This is a genomic window from Rhizobium sp. SJZ105 (genome assembly GCF_007828365.1).
In the GTDB taxonomy this organism is placed as follows: domain Bacteria; phylum Pseudomonadota; class Alphaproteobacteria; order Rhizobiales; family Rhizobiaceae; genus Agrobacterium; species Agrobacterium tumefaciens.
Window position 1 is genome coordinate 88,496 of sequence record NZ_VIUP01000002.1, and the last position, 22,832, is coordinate 111,327.

A 22,832-nucleotide genomic window follows, 5' to 3' on the forward strand; every position below is an offset into this window, starting at 1 on the left:
TTTCTCCTGTCTTTGCGATGCGATAGGCATCGACATATATGCCATAATAATGTAATAGCTTCTCAAAATTCATGAGGAGCCCGAAATTGGACGCCCATAAACTGGACGAATTGTCTTCACACGCCTTGTCCGCGACCGAGGAAAACCCGGACGCGAAGGTGGCCAAGCGCTCGCGTGTCAGCGGCATTGATCGCGCTCTTCAGGTGATTGATTACCTTTACGAAACCGGATCGCCAGCTGGCGCTTACGCCATTGCCAAGGCGATCAAGGCGCCACTTTCCACCGTCTATGTGATCGTTGACGATCTGGTCGAAAAGAACATGCTGGCGCGCAACGCCGAAGGTAACATATGGCTCGGCGCACGGCTTTATCACTACGGCCTTGCCTATGCCCGCTCGCTGGATTTCATGGGTGTCGCCACCCACGAAATGCATGATCTGTGCCGCCATGCGGGTGAGACGGTGCAGCTTTGCGGTCGCGACGGTGACCATATGCTGGTGCTCGCCATGGCGGATGGCCCCAGCCATTTCCAGGTTGCCTCGCGCGTCGGCACCCGTGTTCCATTGAACTGGACGGCATCCGGCCGCCTGCTCGTTGGCCATCTGCCGGAAGAGGAGCGCGTCGAGCTTTTCAAACGCTGCGCCCGCACGTCGCCCACCGGCCGTGCGGAAATCAACCCGGAAGCGCTTTCTCAATCGGCAGGCACGGCGTTCCGTGACCGGCTGTCGATACAGGTTGCGGAATCCGACTACGCTGTTGCCTGCATCGCCTCGCCGATCTGCGACACCAATGGAGAATGCGTGGCGACGATCTCCATCGTGCTGCCGGAACAGAAGGTGCTGGCGGACGAAAACCACTATACCGAACAGGTCAGGGTTTCGGCCGAAAGGATCGAGAAGCTGATGGGCTGGCGCAACCATTGAACGGCCTCAATCCCTAAGGGCGATGATGGCTTCTATCTCGACGGTGATGTTGCCCGGCAGCGAACCGAACCCCACGGCGGAGCGGGCGTGCTGCCCCGCATCGCCGAACACATCGATGAAGAGATCCGAACAACCGTTGATGACGCTTGGATGATCGCGGAAATCGCTGACGGCATTGACCATGCCCAGCAGCTTGACCACCTTCTTCACCCGCGACAGATCCCCAAGCGCCTCATGCATGACGGCAAGAAGATTGATGCCGGTTAAACGCGCATGCTGGTACGCCTCGTCCAGCCCGATCTCGGCTCCGACCTTGCCGGCGTACAGGTGTCCGTTCTCCTCCCTCGGGCCCTGCCCCGAAAGATAGAGCATGTTGCCTTCCACCACGTGCGTGACGAAATTGGCGATCGGCGGCGGTGGCGGCGGCAGCGAGATGCCGAGCGCGGCAAGCCGGTCGTAGGGCGAATGACGCCCATCTGCCTCAAGCGAAGACTGTTTCACGCGAATTCCTCATAATACCGGGACGGGTATCCCTATTCTTTGCGGAAGACGGAGAGCATCCCTCCCCGCCGCTCCAGTCGGTTCAGCGCCAGGAATAGCCATGGCTGTGGCGCACGAGCTTGCGCGCTCTTGGGACATAACGGCTGGCGGCAATGGCCTCCGCACCGATGACCGCGTAGCGCGGCTCGAACAGCCGCTTGAGACGCGAAACGTCGCCATTGGAATCGGTCGCCTCCAGATCGGCATCGACAAGATCGAAAACCGTGAAATCCGCACGCTGGCCAACATCGAGGCGGTTTTCCATGTCGAGGCGGATGATGGAGGCCGGATTGCGGGTGACGGCCTCGACGACATTTTCGAAAGGCATATCGACCGAAAGCAGCTTCGACATGGTCGTCGCCAGATCCCAGACGGGGAAATTCATCGAATGGCCATGCAAATCCGTGGAGATCGAGAAAGGCAAAAGGCCGCGCGCGATCGCCGCTTCCGCCACCTTGAAGGAGAAGGATGCACCGCCGTGGCCGATATCCAGCCGGATGCCTTCCCCGGCGCAGCGCTCCGCGAGGTTGAACAGGTCCTCGTCTTCCATGATGCTGGAGCCGGACTTGCCGTTGAAGCAATGGGTCACGACATCGCCGGGACCGAGAATTTCCAGCACCTCATCGTAGAGCGCAGGCGGTTCACCCACATGCACCATCATCGGCACTTTCAGGATCTTGGCGATCTTCTTGCCGAGTTTGACCGGCGTAACTCCCCAGGAACCCGTAATGACATGGCTCGCCCGCACCTTGAGGCCAACGATATGCTCGCTGTTCTCGGCATAACATTCAAGGATGCGGTCGAGGTCGATATCCTTGATATCGCGAAGTTCCGGGACCCGGTTGCAGGCGACAAGCCCGATGGAGCCGAGATTGAGGAAGGCCTTGATGCGTTCCTTCGATGGTTCGATGATATATTCGCGAAAACCGTGGAAATTTGCTTCCCCCGCCGAACCGGCATCCACCAGCGTCGTCACGCCGCGCTCGGCCCCGCATTCTGAGGGGCGGATGGAGATATCGGTGCCGCCATGCCAGATATGCACGTGCAGATCCACCCAGCCGGGCGAGACGAATGCGCCCTTTGCGTCGATGCGCTGCGCATCCGCCGGCGCCTGAAGGGCAGGCCCAACCGCCACGACCTTGCCATCGCCGCCGATCAGGATATCGGTCTGGGCCTGTGGCGCCCCCTTTTCGAAGCCGACGGGTTTCACATTGGAGAGAAGAATGGGAGCTTGAAGAGGCGTTTTTGCCTGTTCACCGGACGTCATATTACAAATCCCTTCGCAGTCTTGGGTCGAGCATGTCCCGCAGCCCGTCGCCGACCATTTGCAGCGAGAGCACGGAAAGAATGATGGCAAAGCCGGGGAAATAGGTCATCCAGTCCGCCTGGCCGATATATTGGCGGCCGGCGGAGATCATGGTTCCCCAGGTTGGAATTTCGGGGCTGACACCAAGCCCCAGGAATGAAAGGCCGGCCTCGGCCAACATGGCGCTGGCGAAAAGGAAGGTGCACTGCACGAGGATCGGCGAGATCAGATTGCGCAGCACATGCCGCGTCATGATGTGGAAGGTGGAGATGCCGAGCGCCTTGGCCGCCTCCACATAGGGCAGTTCACGGATCACCAGCGTCGAAGCACGCACGATGCGGGCAAGACGCGGCGAATAAACGACGGCAAGTGCGATGATGACAGTCGTCAGCGACGGGCCGAGCGCCGCGACCAGCGCGATAGCCAGCAGAATATCCGGAAACGCCATCATGGCATCGATCAACCGCGCGATCGGCGTATCCAGCTTCTGGAAGAAACCTGCAAGCAGGCCGAGCGTGATGCCGATCAACGCCGAGAGCGCCACCACGGCGGCGCCCACCAGAAGCGACAGCCTTCCCGCAAAGATGGTACGGGAAAAAACGTCACGGCCGAACTCGTCGGTGCCGAACCAGTAGAGTTCGCTCGGCGGTTTCAGACGGTTGACGATCGACAGTTTCGACGGCGAATAAGGCGCGATCATCGGCGCGAAAACGGCGAGCAGCACGAAGACGAGCAGCACGATCAGACCGGCTGCGACCGTCTTGCGCTTCAACAGACGCCGAATGAACAGGATGGTCGGGTTGCGCGCCGGCTGGGCGGTGGAGGTGATATCGGCCATCAGTAACGAACCCTCGGATCGACCAGCAGATACAGCATGTCGATGGCAAAATTGATGAGCACGTAAAGCCCGGCGATGACGAGAAGCGCGCCCTGAATGACCGGATAATCGCGCCTCAAGACGGCTGACACGACGAGATTGCCGACGCCCGGCAGGCCAAACACGGTTTCCGTAACGACCGCGCCGGAAATCAGCACGGCGGCGGTGAGACCAAGCACAGTGAGGATGGGGATGAGTGCGTTCTTCAGCGCGTGTTTCATCACCACCCGGCGTTCCTTGACGCCCTTGGCTCTGGCGGTACGGACATAGTCGTCGCCGAGAACATCCAGCATCGAGGCGCGGGTAAAGCGCAGAATGAGGGCGGAAGAAACGAGGCCGAGTGCGATGGCCGGCAAGGTCAGGTGATACATGCGCTCGAGGAAGCTTGCGCCCGGACCGCCATATCCCGACACCGGGAACATATCGAGCCGGACGGCGAAGAACTGCATGAGGATCAGGCCAAGCCAGAAGCTCGGAATGCTCGCCGCCAGCATCGCAATGGTTGTCGCTGCCTGATCCACGAAGGAACCGCGCCGGTAAGCGGCATAGATGCCGATGGGAAGCGCGATGGCACTGGCGATCAACAGCGAAAAGATCGTCAGGAAGAAGGTCGGTTCCGCCCGATCCAGAAGCGCCGATCCAACCGGCATGTTGAGGAAGATCGACTGGCCAAGATCACCGCGCAGCAATTGCCCGATATAGTAGACATATTGCACGCCAAGCGACTGATCTAGGCCAAGTCTGGTGCGCAACTCCGCGATGTCCTGTGCCGAGGCGTCCGGCCCGAGCATCACCGCCGCCGGATCCCCGGGCGTGACGCGCAGGATGATGAAAACGATGGTGACGACGAGAAACATCACCACGATCATTCCGGCAAGTCTCTGGAAAATATACCGTATCACGTATGAATGCTCCGAAGCGCGTGATGGGCCGCTCTCAGGCGACGGTTGAACAGAGTTGTCGACGAGTGCCGGTAAACCCGGCGCTCATGGCTGGAAAACTCCCGCCTCCGTCATGCCGGATCTGATCCGGCATCCAGCCACCGCGCGTCTGCGTGGTGAAGGCGTCCTCTTGCGGTCAAAGACTTGATCGCGCTGGACCCCGGATTCAGTCCGGGGTCACGGGGAGCGGAGCGGTCTTACTTCGTAACCGAAGCATTCCAGAAATAGGGCCAGGGAGCCGGATCGACGCCATCAAGCTTGTTGGACTTCGCCGCCACGGCGTTGAAGTCGCCGATCTTGATGAGCGGCAGCTCGTCATAAATCGTCTTCTGCACCTTGGCCCAGAGAGCAATGCGCTTCTCCGGATCAGCCTCCGAGGTGAAAGCGTCCACCGCCGCCTTGCGCGTCGGCGTGTCCCACCAGCCCGGCGAACCTGTGGAAAGCGCGCCAATCAGCGCCGGCTCCGGCAGGAAGGGGCTGTGGCTGATGTAGATATCCCAGAGCTTCGGGTCGGCACGGCGCTGCGTCAGCGTCGCCCAGTCAACCACCTGCATATCCACCTTGAAACCGGCAAGCTTCAGATACTCCGCTGCCACCTGCGCCATTTTGTAGTGGAACTCATACTGACGGCTGGTGAGGATGCGCAACGGCTCGCCATTATATCCGGCGGCCTTCAGCTTTTCGGCTGCGGCCTCCGGGTTGCCGACATTATAATTGCCTTCGACGCCCTCTTCCGAATGCCAGGAGAAATTGGACGGATAGTAGGCGCCATCAAGCGCATAGAAATCCGTGCTGCCGAACGCCGCCGCCAGCATGTCCTCCATGTTCAACGCTTCGGTCACCGCCTTGCGGACCTCCAGCTTGGAAGACAAACCTTCTTTGGTATTGAATACAAAGACCGGATAACCGAAGGGCTTCAGCATCAACGGCTGCGAGGCCGAGGAGGACTTCACCTTGGCGAAGGATTCCACCGGAATGGAATCGACGTAGTCATACTGGCCGGAAACAGCGGCCTCGACACGGGTATTCGGATCGGGAACCGGAACGAAACGGATTTCATCGAGATACTGATGGCGCGCACCGCCATATCCGTCACTTTCACCGTCACGAGACTTGTAGCCGTCGAAACGGACGAGCTGGATATATTGGTCCGCCTTGCGTTGCTTCAACAAATAAGGGCCGGTGCCGACAAATTCTGTCATCGGCTCAGCCTGCTTTTCAGCGGGCAGAATGATGGCTGCGGAGTTGTTGAAAGCAAGCAGCGAGGTTAGCGGCGCATAGGGCTGCTTGAGGGTGATTGTCACCGTCTCGGCATCAGGCGCGGAGATATTGTCGATGAAACCGGCGACCTGTTTTCCGCGTGATGCGATCTTCATCCAGCGGCCAAGCGAGGCGACGACATCTTCCGAGGTCATATCGCTGCCGTCATGGAACTTGATGCCCTTCCGCAGCTTGATCGTGTAGGTTTTGCCGTCCGCACTGATGTCAGGCAGGCTTTCCGCCAGAAGCGGCGTCATCTTCCACCCCTTGTCGAAGGTGTAGAGCGTTTCGAAAATATGTTGCGTGACAATGCCGACGAGATCGGCCGTCGAGGCCATGGGATCGAGTGTCGGCGGCTCGCCGATCGTGGCGACATTGATGACACCGCCCTTTTCCGCAGCCATCATCACGCCCGGCGCTAGCATCAAAGCGGCAGTGGCGAGAAATGCAAGTTTACGTCTCATTGTTAAGCTCCCAGCTCTTGGTCCCGACCTTATGAGTTCCATTATTATGTTATATCAATCTTTATAACAGAATAACTCGATAAGACGCCTTGTCAATGACAATGCGGAGCGAGGAAGGGTTTCCAAGACAGGCGAAATGGAAGACGGGCCTTCGCAAGAGGCGGAAACGGAACGTAAGTCGATGGAAAACAGGCTATTTCGCCCGAAACACGGCGCGCGGCAAACACCGCTGCTGCCAGCCGGAACTGCGGAAACTACGGCTGGCTTTCAACTGGAAAACGAAGAGGAGGAATTAAGAGGCTTTGATATTTCGCATTTGCGAACAAAGTGCTATTGAGGATCAGACCAAGACCAGATTACGACAGACATAATCTCGCATTCTTATTAATCGTTACGTTATTCGCCTTCCCAGCCGTGTTTTTAAGGGCTGCAGACAGACCAGATATTCTAAACCGCCGAGCTTTATTCCGGGGCGGGTTATAAATTTTTATTACGTTGAAATTATTGAGGAAATCATGAAGACGGCAATCGTGCATGACTGGCTCACCGACAGAGGTGGGGCCGAAAAAGTGCTTCACAACCTTCTTGAGATCTATCCTGACGCGGATCTCTATTGCCTTGTCGATTTCATGAGCGATCGAGACCGGGGCTTTCTCGGTGGCAGGCCGGTCAACACCTCCTTCATCCAGAAACTGCCTTTCGCTCGTAAAAAATATCGCTCCTATCTGCCGCTGATGCCGCTGGCCGTCGAACAATTTGATCTCAGCGGCTACGATCTGGTGATTTCCTCAAGCTACGCCGTCGCCAAGGGCGTTATCACCGGACCCGGCCAGTTTCACGTCTCCTATATCCACAGCCCCATCCGTTACGCCTGGGATCTCCAACACCAATACCTGAAAGAATCGAAGCTTAGTCGCGGTTTCGCCTCGTGGATCGCCCGTGCCGTTCTTCACTATATTCGCATGTGGGACATCCGCACCGCCAATGGCGTCGATCTCATGACGGTCAATTCCAAATTCATTCGCAGCCGGGTTCGCAAATGCTACGGACGCGACTCTACGGTTATTTATCCGCCCGTGGATACTTCCCATCTCTCCCCTTCCGACCTGAAAGGCGATTATTTCGTCACGGCTTCGCGGCTGGTGCCTTACAAGAAGGTCCACCTCATCGTAGAAGCCTTTGCAAAAATGCCCGATAGACGACTGGTCGTCATCGGCGACGGCCCGGACATGAAACGCATCAAGGAAATCGCCACTCCCAATGTCGAGATCCTCGGTTTCGTCGGCAATGACGAGCTTCACAAATACATGGCGGAAGCCAAGGCATTCGTATTTGCCGCCGAAGACGATTTCGGCATCGTCCCGGTTGAATCGCAAGCGCTGGGAACACCCGTCATCGCCTATGGAAAAGGCGGTGTACTAGAGACCGTTGTTCCTCTCGGCGCCTCCAATCAGCCGACCGGCCTTTATTTCCGCGAGCAAACGCCTGAAGCCATCTGCGCTGCGGTGCAGGAGTTTGTCGATAACTCCGACAGTTTCGACAAGAACGCCTGTGTCGACAACGCCGCCCGCTTTTCAAGTGAACGCTTCCTGCGAGAATTTGCCGATACCGTGAATTTTGCGCTGGCCGAACGGGCCTGACAGGCAATTTTCAAGGTCGCATATATCCATATTGGATATACTCTGTTGACGTCGACAGAGACACTCATAGGTCAAGCAAGTGGCGTCACCGGCCTTCTCTTATCCAGCGCAGGCTAGCCGTCGCCTTGTCCGCAATGCAGTCGCCGTGCATAATGATTCCTCGTTGTGAGCGAGGCGGCCCTGACCGGCCTACCTCATAAGTGATTTGGTCTTTGTACAAACAGAGGAATATCACAAATTGGTATCTAGTAAATACCAAATCGTGATATTTATGCGGAATTATGAGCAGGAAACGCGTCGAGCCAAAGACGCCGTTGGGAAAACGGCTGACCGAGGTCCGCGAAGCACTGAAATTTGACGAGCGTGAGCCATTTGCTGAGGCACTAGGCCTGACAGTTGCAATGCTTGGTTACTATGAACGGGGCGACCGTATTCCCGACGCTGGCGTTTTGGCGCTCTATCGTGAGCGGTTCGGCATCAATATAAGTTGGCTCGTGGCCGGTATGGGCGACATGTTTGACACGGCGCCAGCGGCACCTACTCTTGCCTACGACGTTGCCCTGCTGCAAAAAATCAGCGACCGGGTCGAGACGATCTTCGCGGAGTGTCGCCAAAAGTCGCCCACACGGTCTACAATAACGGAGGCCGCGCTTATTTATAACGAACTGGCCAAAACCATATCGGACATTCGCGACGTCCAGATGGTAGAGGCAATTTTATCCGTACTTCTGCTACGCTTCAGGGAGCGTATAACAACACCAGGATCGGGACTCGGCAAATACGAATCTTCAAGTTTTTAATATTAAGCATATTTATACAGCTGCCACAATAGACAGATTTTTAACCTCATTCAATACTTCCGATACACGATTAGTATTTCATAATAAATTTTGTATCCACATCAACTAAATATTTCACTGAATTATAAATAATTTTAAAATTTACATTAGGTGTTTTATGGGAGATGCGGCGTTGCGTGATCACAGCTATGATATAGCCAAGGGTCTCGGCATTCTGGTTGTCTTTGACCACACGGGAATGATACCGCAACCCGTTTCGGGGTGAATGAGCGCCTGGCGCCGCAGACCAACCGGGGACTAAGGATCAGCCGCTGACTTAGGGAAAAGATACTTTAAAACAACCAATTATCGTGTTTTTAAGTCAAACATGAAAGAAACTGGACAAGCGTGACAAAACTGCACTAGCGCTATGCGGTAATCGCAGTGATTATGCCGTCCGATTGAATATTGAAGAACGATGATACTGACGCCATTCGGGTTCGTGAAGATTGTGCATGTTACGGATTTTCCGGCGCAATCGAGCGACAACTTAACTTGAAGCATCGCCTTAAGTTACGCAATAAGCCTGATGCCAGCGTAGAGATTTCGTGACACGATTCCGCTGAACGGATGTAATGCCCGGTTGAGATTTGATTTACCGGTGTCAAATATGAAGTGCCGATTTTTATAAAACTATACGATGTCCGGTTTGTTTCTTTTTTCGGACGAAATTTATTTTGAGGACCAAATGCGTTTATTGAATGTTTCGATTCTGCTTGCCTCCGCAGCACTTGCGGGGTGCACCGTCACCGCGGCATCAGGCCCCGATGCGGCAACAATCGAATCCAACGCTTCAGTGAAATTCAGTTCCAAGGACAAAAAGAAAACTGCGGGCGTTGACTACGCTCTCATCGATATCAACAGTTCCGTCCTGAACTATGTCGGCGACACCACCACCGCTACCCTGCTCGGCAGTTTCGGCGGCGGCAAGGGTGGTGTTCCGGCATTGCCGATGGGCGTTGGTGACGTGGTGCAGGTCGCAATCTTCGAAAGCCAGGCGGGCGGACTTTTCATTCCAAACGATGCGGGCAGCCGTCCCGGCAACTTCATCAGCCTGCCGAACCAGACGGTAGACCGGGAAGGCAATATCAGCGTTCCCTATGCCGGCAAGATCCGCGCAACAGGCCGCAATGTCGAGGATGTGCAGAGCGAGATCGAGGAGCGTCTGGCCAACCGGGCTATCGAACCGCAGGTCCTCATCACCAAGATTTCCAGCCGCTCCGCACAGGCATCCGTGCTTGGCGACGTCAAGGAGCCGACGAAGGTCCAGCTTTCAGAAGCGGGTGACCGCGTTCTCGACGTCATCTCCTATGCAAAAGGCCTCAGCGCCCCAAATATCGAATCCTATGTCACGCTGATCCGTCGCGGCAAGACCGCGCGCGTCAACTACAATCACCTTGTCAGCACGCCTTCCGAGAACATCTATGTGGTTCCGGGCGACACGGTCATGGTGGAGCGTGAACGCCGCACCTATCTCGCTTTCGGCGCCTCCGGCCTCAATGGTCGTTTCGAATTTGAGGACGCCGCGCTGAAGCTCTCGGATGCACTGGGCAAGGCGGGCGGATTGCTTGACTCCCGTGCCGACCCTGCGCAGGTCTATGTCTATCGTACCGTCAAACGCGATCTTCTCGTGAAGCTTGGCATCGACATGTCCAAGTTCCCGGGACAGGAAGTTCCGGTCATCTTCCGCGCCAACCTGCGGGATCCTTCAACCTTCTTTGCCACCACGAAATTCCCGATGCAGGATCGCGATATCATCTACGTCACCAACTCGCAGGCAACCGAACTTTACAAGTTCCTGGACCTCGTCGGCTCCGTTCCCGCAACGGCCGGCAACGTCTCCGAGGATGTGCTTGCGACGCGCAACGCCATCCGGGCGTTCTGACCCTCGGCAACTCGCCGCTCCTGTTCAAAGCCGCCCCGGAAACGAGGCGGCTTTTTATTTTGGTCACGATTGGGGTCAAGTTCCGTGCATCGAGCCCGGCGACGGGCATATGCCCAAAAGCGCCACAACCCTTGTTTCGCAAGGCAACATGACGGCAGACATCGTCGCCGCCATTACAAAAGTTTAAGGTGATTTTGCAGCGCATTGGGTGTCTTGTGGGAGCTAAAGCTGCTCCCAGGGCTTGCCGAACATGTTCGGGAAACATGTATTGCTCTCATTTTGCGGAACCGTCAGATGAAACGTTTCTGGACCGCCCTCAGCGTTCTCGCCATCGCAGCCGCCGGCGCGTGGTATTTTAAAGATCGCCTGCCCCTTGATCAAATTCCTTATCTCAAACAATTCGCTAGCGTTTCGCCACATGCAGAAACGGCAACGGCCGATGGATCTGCCGGCAAGAAGGGCCAGACGTCGCAGAACGGTCAAGCCGGCCAGCAGACAGGCCAGAGGCAAGGTGGCGGGCGGCGCAATGGCGGGCCGCCTACCGTCAGCACCATCGCCGTCAACAAGGCGACGTTGCCAATGGATGCTACGGCGACGGGGTGGGCGGTTGCCGCCGACATCACCAATATAGCGCCGCTTCAGGCCGGTCTCGTCACGGAAATCTCCGCGAAGGACGGCCAGCATATCAAGGCGGGTGATCTGATCCTCAAGATGGATGACCGTATCGCCCGCGCAGCCGTCGACAAGGACAAGGCCAATATCGCTGCCGATCAGGCAACGCTGGAACAGACGGAAGCCGCCTTCCAGCGCGCCGCCAATCTGGTCAAGCAGAGCGCAGAGTCCCAGCAGGTGCTGGATCAGGCAAGGGCAGCCCGGGACAGCGCCGCCGCAAAGATCGATGCCGACAAGGCGACGCTTGCTTCCGACCAGGTAACGCTCGAACATATGGAGATCCGTGCGCCCTTCGATGGGCGACTTGGCGATGTTACCGTCAGCCCCGGTGCCTATCTCAGCGCTGGCATCAATATTGTGACGATCACGAAATACGATCCCATCTCTGTCAGTTTTCGCCTGTCGCAGCGCTACCTGCCGCAATTGCGCGAAGGCGTTCAGAAGGACACGGCGGTCGATGTAGACCCGGCGGCAACCGGCGGCGAGCCCATGAGCGGCATGCTGCGTTTTTACGACAACGTCGTAGACCAAACGTCCGGTACCGTACTTGCCAAAGCGGAATTCAAGAACGATCGCGGGCTGTTGTGGCCCGGCCAGTCCGTCAACGTCACGGCTCATTTCGTCTCCGACGCGGAGATGATCGTCGTGCCGACGGTTGCCGTGCGGCCGGGGCCGAAGGGCAATTTCGTCTACACCGTCGATGACAACCACCGTGTTCATATGACGACCGTGGAAGTTGCCCGCTCCAACGGCGATATGACAGCCATTGCCAACGGCCTCACCGGCGGCGAGCATGTGATCATCGAAGGCCAGTCGGGACTTGCCGACGGTCAACAGGTGGTCGAACAATTCTCGGACAAGGGCGGCGCGGCCGCCAATCTGGCCGCCAATATTCCGCAGCAGGAACAGGTGGGTAACCCATGATCCCGAATTTCTGCATCAACCGACCCGTCGCAACCACCCTTCTCGCCATCGGCCTCGTGCTCGCCGGGCTTGCCGGTTTCCGCCTGTTGCCCGTCGCTGCGCTGCCGAAAGTCGATTTTCCGACGATCAGCGTTTCGTCGTCGCTGTCGGGCGCCTCGCCGCAAACCATGGCCACCTCAGTCACCACGCCGCTGGTGAAGCAGTTCGAGACCATTCCGGGTGTCAGCGAAATCAGCGCCACCAACACGTTGGGCAACAGCTCCATCGTGCTGCAATTTGATCTCAACCGTGACATCGACGCAGCGGCAGCAGATGTTCAGGCGGCGATTTCGCGCGCACAGCGGCAGTTGCCAAGCAACATGACGACAACGCCGAGTTACCGCAAGACCAACCCGGCCGATGCGCCGGTACTGCTGCTTGCCATCAACAGCAAGGAGATGCCGACCAGCAAGGTGGACGAAATCGCCGAGAATATCATCTCGCCGCTGCTTTCAACCATTTCCGGTGTCGCGCAGGTGAGTATCTACGGCGCGCAGACCTATGCCGTGCGCATCGGCCTCGATCCCTCGCAGCTTCAGGCAAGAGGGCTTGGCGTCGACACCGTCACAACCGCCATCGCGCAGGCGAACAATCAGGTGCCCGTGGGCGCGTTGCAGAATGACAACCAGCGCCTGACGATAGAGGCAGACACCCAGCGCACCGATGCAGCGGCCTTCCGCTCGCTGGTGGTGGCGACAAGCAACGGTGCTTCCATCCATCTCGGCGATATCGCCAATGTCACGGACAGTATCGACAACCCCAATGCCGGCAGTTGGTTCGATGGCGAACAGGCGATCGTTCTTGCCGTGCAGCGCCAGCCGGACGCCAACACCGTTGATGTGGTGGATGCCATCCGGGCCAAGTTACCGGCGCTGCGCCAGCAATTGCCGCCATCGGTCAATATCAACGTCATGAATGACGCCTCGACTGCAATCAAGGACGCGATTGCCGACGTACAGTTCACGCTGCTCCTCACCATCGGGCTGGTGGTCGCGGTTATCTATCTCTTCACCGGGCATCTGACGGCGACCATTATTCCGGGCCTTGCCGTGCCGCTATCACTGATTACCGCCTTCGGGGCCATGTATGTTCTGGGGTACAGTATCGACAATATCTCGCTACTCGGGCTGACATTGTCGGTCGGACTTGTGGTGGACGATGCGATCGTCATGCTGGAAAACATCCTGCGACTGCACGAGGAAAAAGGCCTAACGATGCGCGAGGCGGCCCTTCAGGGCGCCGCGGAAGTCAGCGGCACCATTCTGTCCATGTCCATCTCACTGGTCGCAGTGTTCATTCCCATTCTGCTGATGGGCGGAGTGATCGGCAGGCTGTTTAACGAATTCGGCATGGTGGTCACGCTGGCGATCATGGCGTCGGCGCTGGTTTCGCTGACTGTCACGCCGATGCTCGCCTCACGACTTTCGGGTCATTCCTCCAGACCGCCGGCCATCATCCGTTGGTTCGACGCCGGCTTCGAGCGCACGCTTCGCCTCTATGGCAAGGCCGTCGGCTGGTGCCTTTCCCATCGCCGCGTGGTTCTGGGCGCATTCCTGGCATCGGTTGCAGCATCGCTTTATCTGTTCGAGACTTTGCCTTCCAGCTTCTTCCCGCAGGAAGATATCGGTCGCCTTTCCGTGTCGACGCAGGCGCGTGAGGACATTTCCTATACCGCGATGCGCGATCTTCAGGCGCAGGTGGCCGATCAGATCCGCAAGAACCCGGCCGTGGTGCATGTGACCTCTACAGTCGGCGGCAACTCCCGCAACCCGCTGAATAACGGCTCGATGTTCGTGGAGCTGAAACCGAAGGAAGAGCGTGCACCGCTAAGCCAGGTATTGGCGGAACTTGGCCAGGCGACATCGAAGGTGGCGGGCATCCGCACCTATATCAATCCCCAGCAAAGCTTGCGTTTGGGCGGGCGCAGCTCCGCCAGCCAATACCAGCTCGTCATTCAAGGCCTGAATGCCGACGCGACCAATGAATGGTCGAACAAGCTGATGGAGGCGATGCGCCGCGACCGCACATTCGCCGCCGTCAATTCCGACGCTCAGAACGGCGCAATTGCGGCGACGATTTCGGTCGACCCGGAAAAGGCAGCCGCCTTCGGCATTACCAACGACCAATTGCGCAAGACGCTGGAAATGTCGTTCGGCGGTTATACGGCGGCGCAAATCCAGTCGACCGGTGATAGCTATGATGTGATCGTCGAATTCGACAGCTCGAAACAGTGGAATGACGATTTCCTGAGCGACATCAACATTCTCTCGGCAAAATCGGGTGTTCTGGTTCCGCTTTCCAACTTCGCCACCCTCACCCGCACGCAGGCGCCGGTGACCATCAACCAGACGGGCCAGCTCGTTTCTACGACCGTCTCCTTCAACCTGCCGGATGGCGTAGCGCTTTCGGATGCGACGAGCCGTATTGACCAGATCAAAACCACCATCGGCCTGCCGCAGGACGTGTTCACCAGCTATGGCGGCACGGCGGCGATATTCCAGCAGAGCCAGGGCAATACCGGCATCCTCATTCTTGCGGCGGTGTTGACCATCTATGTGGTGCTGGGTGTGCTTTACGAAAGCTTCATCCACCCGCTGACCATCCTTTCCGGTCTGCCGGCGGCGGCTTTTGGCGCGCTGGTGGCGCTGAAGGTGATGGGCATGGATTTCTCGATCATTGCGCTGATCGGGCTGTTGATGCTGATCGGCATCGTCAAGAAAAACGCGATCATGATGATCGACGTTGCGGTGGAACTGATCCGCGAAAAGGCCGAACCGCCCACCATCGCCATCCACGAAGCCTGCGTGCGCCGTTTCCGGCCGATCATGATGACGACCTTCTGCGCGCTGCTGGGCGCCCTGCCCATCGCCCTCGGCTCAGGCGCCAGCTCGGAACTGCGCCAGCCACTTGGTGTTGCCGTGGTCGGTGGTCTCATCGTCTCGCAATTGCTGACGCTGTTCATCACCCCGGTCATCTTCGTGGAAATGGACAGGTTGGGTACCTACCTCACCGGGCTGTTTTCGCGCAAGAAATCGGCCGAAAAACACGCGGAACCGCAAAAGCCGGAAGGTTCCAGCGAACCCGATTCCGTCGCGGCATAGGTCGTAGATACGCATTTCCGGACACAAACCGAGATGCGGTTTCTACCGAAAATGCTCTAATGAAGGCTTCCGAGGCGCTCCAGTGCCTCGGAAAATCCCTGTCCCTGCAACTGGAACGAAACGGTTCGGCCCTGCAGATCGGGGGCCTCTATCGTCAGGGTTTGTCCGGCCTTCAGCGCGGTTACAAGTTCGACGAACGGCGTGAAGGAAACGATGCAGCCCACGGGCAGACACGTGCTGACCTGAACTTCCTGCAACCGCACATTTCCGGATTTTACCGAAAACAGCTTTGTGACGGCAAGGCCGAAAGGCATGACCATGGTGCCGGAAAGCTTACCCGGCGTCCCGACATCATCCAGCCGGAACTCGACGGAGACGACCAGTTTGCGTGTCTTCTCCTCAAGCTGGACCTGAGCGATGGCGCAGAGCGGTTTTGCCGTCTCCGCCACCGGCTTACTGGCGTCATTATCATCTTTTTTCGCAGGCGCGACGCAAGCAAGCTGCCAACTCCCGTGAACCTCACGCAACGGCGCCGCCGCCTTTTTTTCTGCATCTTGCGCGGGAGCACCGCCTGCCACCAAACCGGCGGACAGGAACACCGTGAGAGCCGTTTTCCAAAGCGTGTTTTGACTGCGCTTCATCAGAAACGAACTCCAAGTTGGGCTGAAGCAGATTGATCCAGAAGACCCGCGCCAAAAACCGCGCCGTAACGGAATGTCAAGGTGGCGGATGGGTTGAGATTGTAGCTAAGCCCCAGATTGATCAATGCCACGTCGCGCGCCATGGCAGCACTTGTCACAGAAAACGCACTGCCACCATCGTAGAACAGTGCGCTCTCCATCATCGGATCGCCATAGGCATGACGCCACCCGATATCGAGCATCGCGCGTCCAAGCATCCCCTCCAACGCAATGTCACGGCTGATGCGCGCCCCGAGCGTCGAATAAAACTCGTCGTGGCTGACGGCACCCGAAGACACGGCGGCGATACCGCCCATCTCCCGGAAAGCATCCGTCCGCGTATTCACGTAAGCGATATTGGCGTAAGGCTCGATATGGGTGAGATCAAAATCGAACCGCCAGGCGGCTTCGGCAAAGACCTGCGTGGTGGAAGCGTCGTAACCGGCGGTGAGGTCCTCCTTCAATGTTGAAAAAGAAACCGCCCGGCGCGTTTCGACATCCTGAAAGGCGTGGGTTGCACCAAGACGCAGGGATGCAGGGCCAATTGTTTTGCCCGCATAACCCGCCACATAGTAGCTGTCCACGTCAGCAGATGCCGCGGGAGAACCCTGGCTGATCACATCGCGGCCGTAACCGGCCGCCACCCCGGCACGCCAGCCATCAGCCAGATTTCCGTCAATACCAAAGAGGACGCCGCCGCCCTTCGTGTCGGCCGATGCGCCGTTTCCATCGCCATCGATGCGGCCGCGAGAGCCGAAACCACTGGACCAGAACGTGAGTGAACCCTCGTCAATGTCAAACGGGTTTGATCCGCCTTCAGCATAGGCGACCGACAGGATCGGGCGCGCATCGACACCTTCGAAAGCACTGCGCAGCCGGTTGAGAATGACATCGCGGGTGAGTTGGCTGCGGTTGATCAAAGCCATGGCAAGCGAGGGATGAATTTCCCCGGCAAGCTGCGCGAAGGCGGATTGCGTTTCCCCCTGCTGCAGAAACACGGCCGCCTCGTAGAGCGGCGAGTTTTCCCCAAGCGCCTCTATGGCGTTGGCGGCCCCGCGCGCATTGGGCGTCGATGTTTCAGCGGCCAGAAAGCCGGCATCCGGTGATGCACGGGCGAAGGAAAGATAGGTGGTGCCGTCGTCGGCACTCCGGGCTACCCTTGCGGTCAGATAGGCGAAATTTTCGCCGACACTTGAAAACGTACCGGTAATTCCACCCGTTGCCGTCAGGATCGTGTAGCGGGTGCTGAGGCTATAGGCAGTTTGGTTCGCCAGCGACGTAACGACAAGACTGACGTCATTGTCGATAGTGATGGTTCCGGTCACGGCAAGCCTGTCGGAATTGCCGGCGGCGTCGATTTCAACCTCATAGCGAGAGCCACTAGCAAATGTTGCGCTGCCCGTGGAAGCCAGCGTGCCGATCGAATTGCCGGGCGCGAGCGTGCCACTCGAGCCGACGGTCAGGCCTCCGATGGTGCCGGAGCCGCCAAGTGTCGCGCCGGTACCGACCGAAACAGCGCTTGCAACCGAACCATTGACGCTGAGCTTTCCAGAGGAAACCGCAGTGGTGCCCGTATAGGTACTATTTCCGGCCAAGACCAGATTACCATCGCCGGTCTTTTCAAAGGTGCCAGTACCGCTGATGGCATTGGAAAGCGTGCCGGCACCATCGACAACGAGTTGCGCATCATTGGCGATGCCGCCCGAGCCGAAACTTTTTGAGGTGCCTTTCAGCGTGCCGGAGGAAATCGTGGTGCCGCCGGAATAGCTGTTATTGCCGCCAAGCGTTGTGACGCCAGCTTCGGCAACGACTTTGCCCGCACCTGAAATATCGGCTGAGAGTATATAGCCGGTCTCGGAATGGTTGAAGACGATGCTGCCGTTGCCTGCACCGAAAGCAATCGTGCGCGCTTCCAACGCACCGGCTGAACGGGCGGTTTGGCCCGCGGCAGCTCCGATGTTGAGCACCCCTGTGGAACCCGCCGATGCGGCAATGAGAATAGTGGGCGCAGCCAGCGAGGCTCCGCCGGTTATCTCCACGGAACCGTTTCCGGCATCGCCGACGACCATGAGATTGCCAACCGCAACGCGCGATCCCACACCGCTTACCAGAACGTTTCCAGTCGATCCCGCCGAACTGCCCGCATAGAGATCATAGGCATCAAGCGATCCGCCGTTCGTAACGGTCAAGCTTCCGGAACCTTCAAAACCCACATCGACGGAGCCGGAGTTCACAACGCCGTTGTCGATATAAGCGGTGACGTTCGAACCCGCTCCTGTGATCGTCATCGTGCCGGAGGAACCGCCAAGGTCACCGAGCATCACCTTGGCAGCTTTGATACCGCCGCCGGCGCTGACCGACACATTTCCTGTAGTCCCGCCTCCGTATCCGACAAAAAACGTTCCGGTCATCGCCCAGCTCGATCCGTCGCCCGCCACCGTTACGGTGGAAGTGGAACCGCCATGGGCCGCAACATAGCCGTCGCGGCTTTCCACCGTGCCACCGGCCTCGACGGTCATGGAACCGTTGCCGTCAAGGCCGACATTGAGATCGGCGCGGCTTTGCAATTTGCTGCCTGCGCCGGATACCCGGGCGGAACCAGTACCACCGGCATTTGCTCCGATGATGATATTCGCTGCATCGACAAGGCCGCCGCCCGTGACCGCCAGCGAACCCGTGCCACTCACACCCACCTCGAGATCGCCACGGTTGACTGTCCAGACCGAGCCCTGCCCATCCACGGCGGCAGCGCCCGTTGCACCCGCCACAACGCCAAGCCGCGCCGTCGTACTATCAATGGAGCCACCCGCCATAACGTTGAGCTTACCATTGCCGGCGGCACCGCCCGGATCGGCGACATCGCCGCCGACCTGCAGGTCGCCGGTCCTCCAATTCGAGCCGTCGCCGGTGACAGTCGCCTCACTTGCCGAATGGCGGCCGATAATGGCCTCGCCACTGGTTACGGTCCCTGCGGCCTCTACGAGAAGCGTTGCAGCTCCCGAATTGCCAACGACGAGCGATCCGCCGCTTTGCAGCGCGGAGCCCAGACGGCTTACCGTCACGGAACTTCCGTCCGCAGAAGCCAGATTGGCAATCACCGTCGTTGTCTGACTGATGACCGTGCCGCCACCGGTTACGGTGAGCTTACCAACGCCTGCTTCGCCAACGACCATATCCCCGGACATGGTCCAGTGGCTGTCTTCACCGGAAACCAGCGCGGTTCCCGTCGTACCGAGGTCTTCGGCCAGAACGCCTCTCGCGCTGTAAAGCTCGCTGGCGCCGAGCACCTCCAGATTTCCACCGCCGCCAGCTCCGGAAGACGACCCGCTCACAAAAACGGTGTCGGAAGTCGTGAGAGTGGAAGAGTTATCGAGCTTGAGGGAGCCATTTCCAGTCCCGCTTCCGCCAATAAGGACGTTCTTCGACGATGCCGTCGTGCCGTGCAAAAGGGAAAGGTTACCCACGCCGCTGCCACCGATGGAGACATCACCGTCATTCTGCCATTTCGCACCGATGAAACTTGCGGTGCCGGACGCGCCACTGACAGCGCCGAGAAAAACTGAATCTGTCTGCAAGCCGCCCTGCACTACCAGCGTGCCGGCCCCTGGCGCGGTGCCTATCAACAATTCACGGGCTTTGGCGCTCGTCCCTATCGTAATGACCGGGCCGTAGGTATCGATCATCACATCATCGCTGGCACCAGGCACGCGGCGCGACGGACCCCAGTCCGCGTCGGTAAACCAGTCACCCCCATCGGACCCCGTCCAGAGCAACGTTTCGGCGATAGCCTCCGATGTAGCGGCAAGCGAAAATATAAAGAAAAATAGACCCGCCGTACCGCAGACGAAAAGCCTGCTTGGCGTCAAGGCACGCATTTCCGCTGTCGGACAGGTTTTCCCTTCCGAAACATGGCAGAAACAAGCGGACATTCAGTCTCCCTAACCCGCGCGACGTGCGGTCTTCCTTTGATCGAGCGAATCATTTTGTGAATCAGATCAACTACGCCAGTTTGAAAGATGATTTCCAGTATGAACAGCGCAAAGCGTGGTTTTTACTGACAGACGAAACAAAAACGGAGCACGACAGGCGTGCTCCGTTAAATAAGCAACAGATGGCTGGAGTAAATCTCTGCCGAGATCGAACGGGAAAATCCCGTTATGCCTACTGCTTTGAAAACCGCCCGAAGGCTCCGCCTGAAAAGCACAGGGGATCGCCATCGCGGTGGGCGGCACGCAGCACTTCGCCGACGATGATGGTGTGATCGCCCGCATCGTGGGCTGCTGCCTGCCGGCATTCGAAACGGGCGAGCGTGCCCGGAATGACCGGAACGCCCTCGTCGTTGATTTCCCAGTCAAGATCGTCAAATGCGCGGCCGTTGCGGGTGAAGCGGGCGCTCAGCACGTCCTGATCTGCGCTCAGCACATGGATGGCGAAATGCGTTGCGCCGCTGAAGGCCGGATAGCGCGATGAATTTTTGGCAGGCGACCACAGCACCAGCGGCGGATCGAGCGATACCGACGCGAAGCTGTTGACCGTCATACCGATCGGCCCTTCGGGCGTCGTTGCCGTCACCACTGTTACGCCGGTGGTGAAAGCGCCGAGCGCATTGCGAAAGCTGCGGCTGTTTTCGCCGCCGGGAACAAATACATGCTCATTGGGCATTTTGATCGCTTCTGCGACTGTCATCACGGCACCTCGCTTCCAATTGCAAGTGTGTAAAGCTCAAACCATGTCTGGCGGTCGATGGTGACGCGCAGGGCATCGGCCGCCGTTTTTATGCGCTGAATATTGTTGGTGCCGAGCACGGGCACGATCTTTGCTGGATGCCGCAGCAGCCAGGCGATGGCAACGGCAGTGGCATCGACGCCCTGCTCGTTGCCGATGCGCTGCAGGGCAGCCATGGTTCCACCATGCGCACCGGAAAACAGCGAACCGCCGCCAAGCGGCGACCACGCCATCGGTGAAACGCGCTTTTCCTGCAGGAAGGCCAGATCGCCATTGGTGAAGTTATCGGTCGCAAGCAAGCTCATTTCGATCTGGTTCGTAACCAGCCTATTGCTCATAGCCGATTGCAGCAGGGCGAAATCCCACGGGCGGAAATTGGAAACGCCCACGGCCTTGACCTTGCCGGACGCTACCAGTGCATCGAGCGCCTTGCCGGTTTCTTCGGGATCGATCAGCGGATCGGGCCGGTGGATCAGCAACAGATCGACACGATCTGTGCCCATGTCACGCAAGGAGGCCTCGACTGAAGCGTTGATATGGCCAGCCGTGGTATCGTAATGCTTGACGCGGGCGGATGAGTGACGCCCGGCTGGCGCCACGATGCCGCATTTCGTCACGATCTCGATCTTGTCGCGAAGGGATGGAGCTGCCTTGAGGCCGGCACCCAGAATGGCTTCCGCCGTGTATCCACCGTATATATCAGCCTGATCCATGGTGGTGATGCCCTGCTCCAGGCAGGCTTCGATCTTTGCCTGTACATGGGAAGGCGAAGTATCAGCATCGTCGCCGATGCGCCACATGCCGTAAACGATGCGGCTAAGTTCCAGGTTTTCAGAAAGAGCGATACGTTCCATCAGTGGCGTTCCCCGTTGCCCAGCGGCGTGGCAGGTGTTTCAGAAGGCACCCGGCCGTATGCGTGCGGCAGGGAGCAGGTTTTCATTTGCGGCAGGACCTTGGTTCCGAAGTGTTCAGCCTCGTCGAGATGCGGATAACCCGAGAGGATGAAGGCGCGAATACCCATTTTCTGGTATTCCTCCAGCGCCGAAAGGACCTTGTCGGTGGAGCCGACGAGCGCTGCACCACAGCCGGAGCGCGCCCGGCCGATGCCGGTCCACAGGTTGGGTTCGACATAACCGAACTTGTCGGCCAGTTCCCGGGCCCGCGCCTGATGCGATACACCGAGTGAGCCGCTGTCGTGGGCGCGGTTGCGGATCAGCTGGCCATATTCGTCGTCGAGCTTCGAAACCAGATGCTCGGCATATTCGCGCGCTTCCTGTTCGGTATCGCGCACGACCATGTGGACTCGCAGGCCGTAATCCAGCGTGCGGCCATGGGCTGCGGCACGCTCATGGGCAGCACGCATGCGGTCGGCGAGCTGGTCTTTCGTTTCGGGCCACATCAGATACACGTCGCATTGCGCGCCGCACAGCTCCAGCGCATCCGGCGAATAACCGCCGAAATAGAGCAGCGGACCGCCATTCTGCTGGTACGGACGTGCAGGCTCGGTGGAGACACCCTTGAATTGGTATATCTCGCCGTCATGGTCAATCGTGTCACGGGTCCAGGCCTGGCGCAAAATCTGCACGACTTCATGGCTGCGTTTGTAGCGAAACGCGCTGTCAGCCACCTCGCCGGGAAAATCGGAGCTGATGACGTTGAGCGTCAGGCGACCCTTCAGCATGTGATCGAGCGTCGCCACCGTACGCGCCAGCATGATCGGCTGCATTTCGCCGCAACGGATTGCAGCAAGGAAATTGATGCGGTCACTGATCGGAGCGCAACCCGCCACGAAGCTCAACGTGTCCTGGCCGACCTGATAGGAAGAGGGGCAGAGAATGTTGCGAAAACCGAGTTCCTCGGCCTTTTTGACGATATCCGAGCAATGTTCGAAGCTGGAGCGCAGGCTGCCATCCGGCACGCCCAGATAGGCGTAATCATCGGAACAAAGGGCAGAAAACCAGGAGACCTCGGCAGCATCGAGATCAGCGGATGTAACGGGTACGACGGTCATGCAAT

General features: G+C 58.3%; 17 protein-coding genes. 7 read left to right on the forward strand and 10 right to left on the reverse strand.

Going from position 1 to position 22,832, the window contains the following annotated elements:
• The first annotated feature begins 86 nt into the window (after window positions 1-86).
• On the forward strand, window positions 87-923 hold the full coding sequence (locus tag FB593_RS09650) for an IclR family transcriptional regulator (protein ID WP_003510788.1): 837 nt from the start codon (window positions 87-89) through the stop codon (window positions 921-923).
• 6 nt (window positions 924-929) lie between these two features.
• Here the strand turns inward: FB593_RS09650 and FB593_RS09655 are convergent, their stop codons facing one another.
• The 5 genes from FB593_RS09655 to FB593_RS09675 all read right to left on the reverse strand — a co-directional run bounded on the left by FB593_RS09655 (window position 930) and on the right by FB593_RS09675 (window position 6,311).
• Window positions 930-1,424 carry a RidA family protein gene (locus FB593_RS09655; RefSeq protein WP_019564632.1) on the reverse strand — a complete coding sequence of 165 codons (495 nt, stop codon included), beginning with the start codon at window positions 1,422-1,424 and terminating at the stop codon, window positions 930-932.
• 82 nt (window positions 1,425-1,506) lie between these two features.
• Window positions 1,507-2,730, reverse strand: a complete 1,224-nt coding sequence (locus FB593_RS09660; protein ID WP_111842565.1) for an amidohydrolase/deacetylase family metallohydrolase — start codon at window positions 2,728-2,730, stop codon at window positions 1,507-1,509.
• Window position 2,731: 1 nt separating this feature from the next.
• Window positions 2,732-3,607: an ABC transporter permease gene (locus FB593_RS09665; RefSeq protein ID WP_019564634.1), complete on the reverse strand. Its 876-nt coding sequence runs from the start codon at window positions 3,605-3,607 to the stop codon at window positions 2,732-2,734.
• Window positions 3,607-4,548, reverse strand: a complete 942-nt coding sequence (locus FB593_RS09670; RefSeq protein ID WP_003510794.1) for an ABC transporter permease — start codon at window positions 4,546-4,548, stop codon at window positions 3,607-3,609. The genes FB593_RS09665 and FB593_RS09670 overlap by 1 nt, the downstream gene beginning before the upstream one ends.
• A 236-nt stretch (window positions 4,549-4,784) precedes the next feature.
• A complete protein-coding gene (locus FB593_RS09675; RefSeq protein ID WP_145166521.1) occupies window positions 4,785-6,311 on the reverse strand; it encodes an ABC transporter substrate-binding protein in 1,527 nt (508 codons plus the stop codon).
• Between the two features lie 136 nt (window positions 6,312-6,447).
• On the opposite strand from FB593_RS09675, the gene FB593_RS27695 reads away from it, so the two are divergent.
• The 6 genes from FB593_RS27695 to FB593_RS09700 all read left to right on the forward strand — a co-directional run bounded on the left by FB593_RS27695 (window position 6,448) and on the right by FB593_RS09700 (window position 15,411).
• Entirely contained in the window at window positions 6,448-6,648 is a 201-nt protein-coding gene (locus tag FB593_RS27695; protein ID WP_127966203.1) for a hypothetical protein, read from the forward strand.
• 178 nt (window positions 6,649-6,826) lie between these two features.
• The gene (locus tag FB593_RS09680; protein WP_003510798.1) at window positions 6,827-7,951 is read left to right on the forward strand and encodes a glycosyltransferase family 4 protein; all 1,125 of its coding nucleotides are present in this window, start codon (window positions 6,827-6,829) and stop codon (window positions 7,949-7,951) included.
• Window positions 7,952-8,232: 281 nt separating this feature from the next.
• Window positions 8,233-8,751, forward strand: a complete 519-nt coding sequence (locus FB593_RS09685; protein WP_035199422.1) for a helix-turn-helix domain-containing protein — start codon at window positions 8,233-8,235, stop codon at window positions 8,749-8,751.
• A 727-nt stretch (window positions 8,752-9,478) separates the two neighbouring features.
• Entirely contained in the window at window positions 9,479-10,675 is a 1,197-nt protein-coding gene (locus tag FB593_RS09690) for a polysaccharide biosynthesis/export family protein (protein WP_013761539.1), read from the forward strand.
• 294 nt (window positions 10,676-10,969) lie between these two features.
• Window positions 10,970-12,271: an efflux RND transporter periplasmic adaptor subunit gene (locus FB593_RS09695; protein WP_035199423.1), complete on the forward strand. Its 1,302-nt coding sequence runs from the start codon at window positions 10,970-10,972 to the stop codon at window positions 12,269-12,271.
• Complete coding sequence (locus FB593_RS09700; RefSeq protein ID WP_035199425.1) at window positions 12,268-15,411, forward strand: efflux RND transporter permease subunit; 3,144 nt, start codon at window positions 12,268-12,270, stop codon at window positions 15,409-15,411. The genes FB593_RS09695 and FB593_RS09700 overlap by 4 nt, the downstream gene beginning before the upstream one ends.
• Window positions 15,412-15,467: 56 nt before the next feature.
• Here FB593_RS09700 and FB593_RS09705 read toward each other — a convergent pair whose 3' ends face one another.
• The 5 genes from FB593_RS09705 to FB593_RS09725 form a co-directional block, all read right to left on the reverse strand.
• On the reverse strand, window positions 15,468-16,052 hold the full coding sequence (locus FB593_RS09705) for an invasion associated locus B family protein (RefSeq protein ID WP_035199426.1): 585 nt from the start codon (window positions 16,050-16,052) through the stop codon (window positions 15,468-15,470).
• Window positions 16,052-20,020 (reverse strand): autotransporter domain-containing protein, encoded by a 3,969-nt coding sequence (locus FB593_RS09710; protein WP_145166522.1) that lies wholly within the window; start codon window positions 20,018-20,020, stop codon window positions 16,052-16,054. The genes FB593_RS09705 and FB593_RS09710 overlap by 1 nt, the downstream gene beginning before the upstream one ends.
• A gap of 232 nt (window positions 20,021-20,252) precedes the next feature.
• A complete protein-coding gene (locus tag FB593_RS09715) occupies window positions 20,253-20,777 on the reverse strand; it encodes a flavin reductase family protein (RefSeq protein WP_013761544.1) in 525 nt (174 codons plus the stop codon).
• On the reverse strand, window positions 20,777-21,670 hold the full coding sequence (locus tag FB593_RS09720) for an aldo/keto reductase (protein WP_035199429.1): 894 nt from the start codon (window positions 21,668-21,670) through the stop codon (window positions 20,777-20,779). The genes FB593_RS09715 and FB593_RS09720 overlap by 1 nt, the downstream gene beginning before the upstream one ends.
• Window positions 21,670-22,827, reverse strand: a complete 1,158-nt coding sequence (locus FB593_RS09725; RefSeq protein ID WP_003510817.1) for an LLM class flavin-dependent oxidoreductase — start codon at window positions 22,825-22,827, stop codon at window positions 21,670-21,672. Before FB593_RS09725 ends, FB593_RS09720 begins: the two co-directional genes overlap by 1 nt.
• Between the last annotated feature and the right edge of the window lie 5 nt (window positions 22,828-22,832).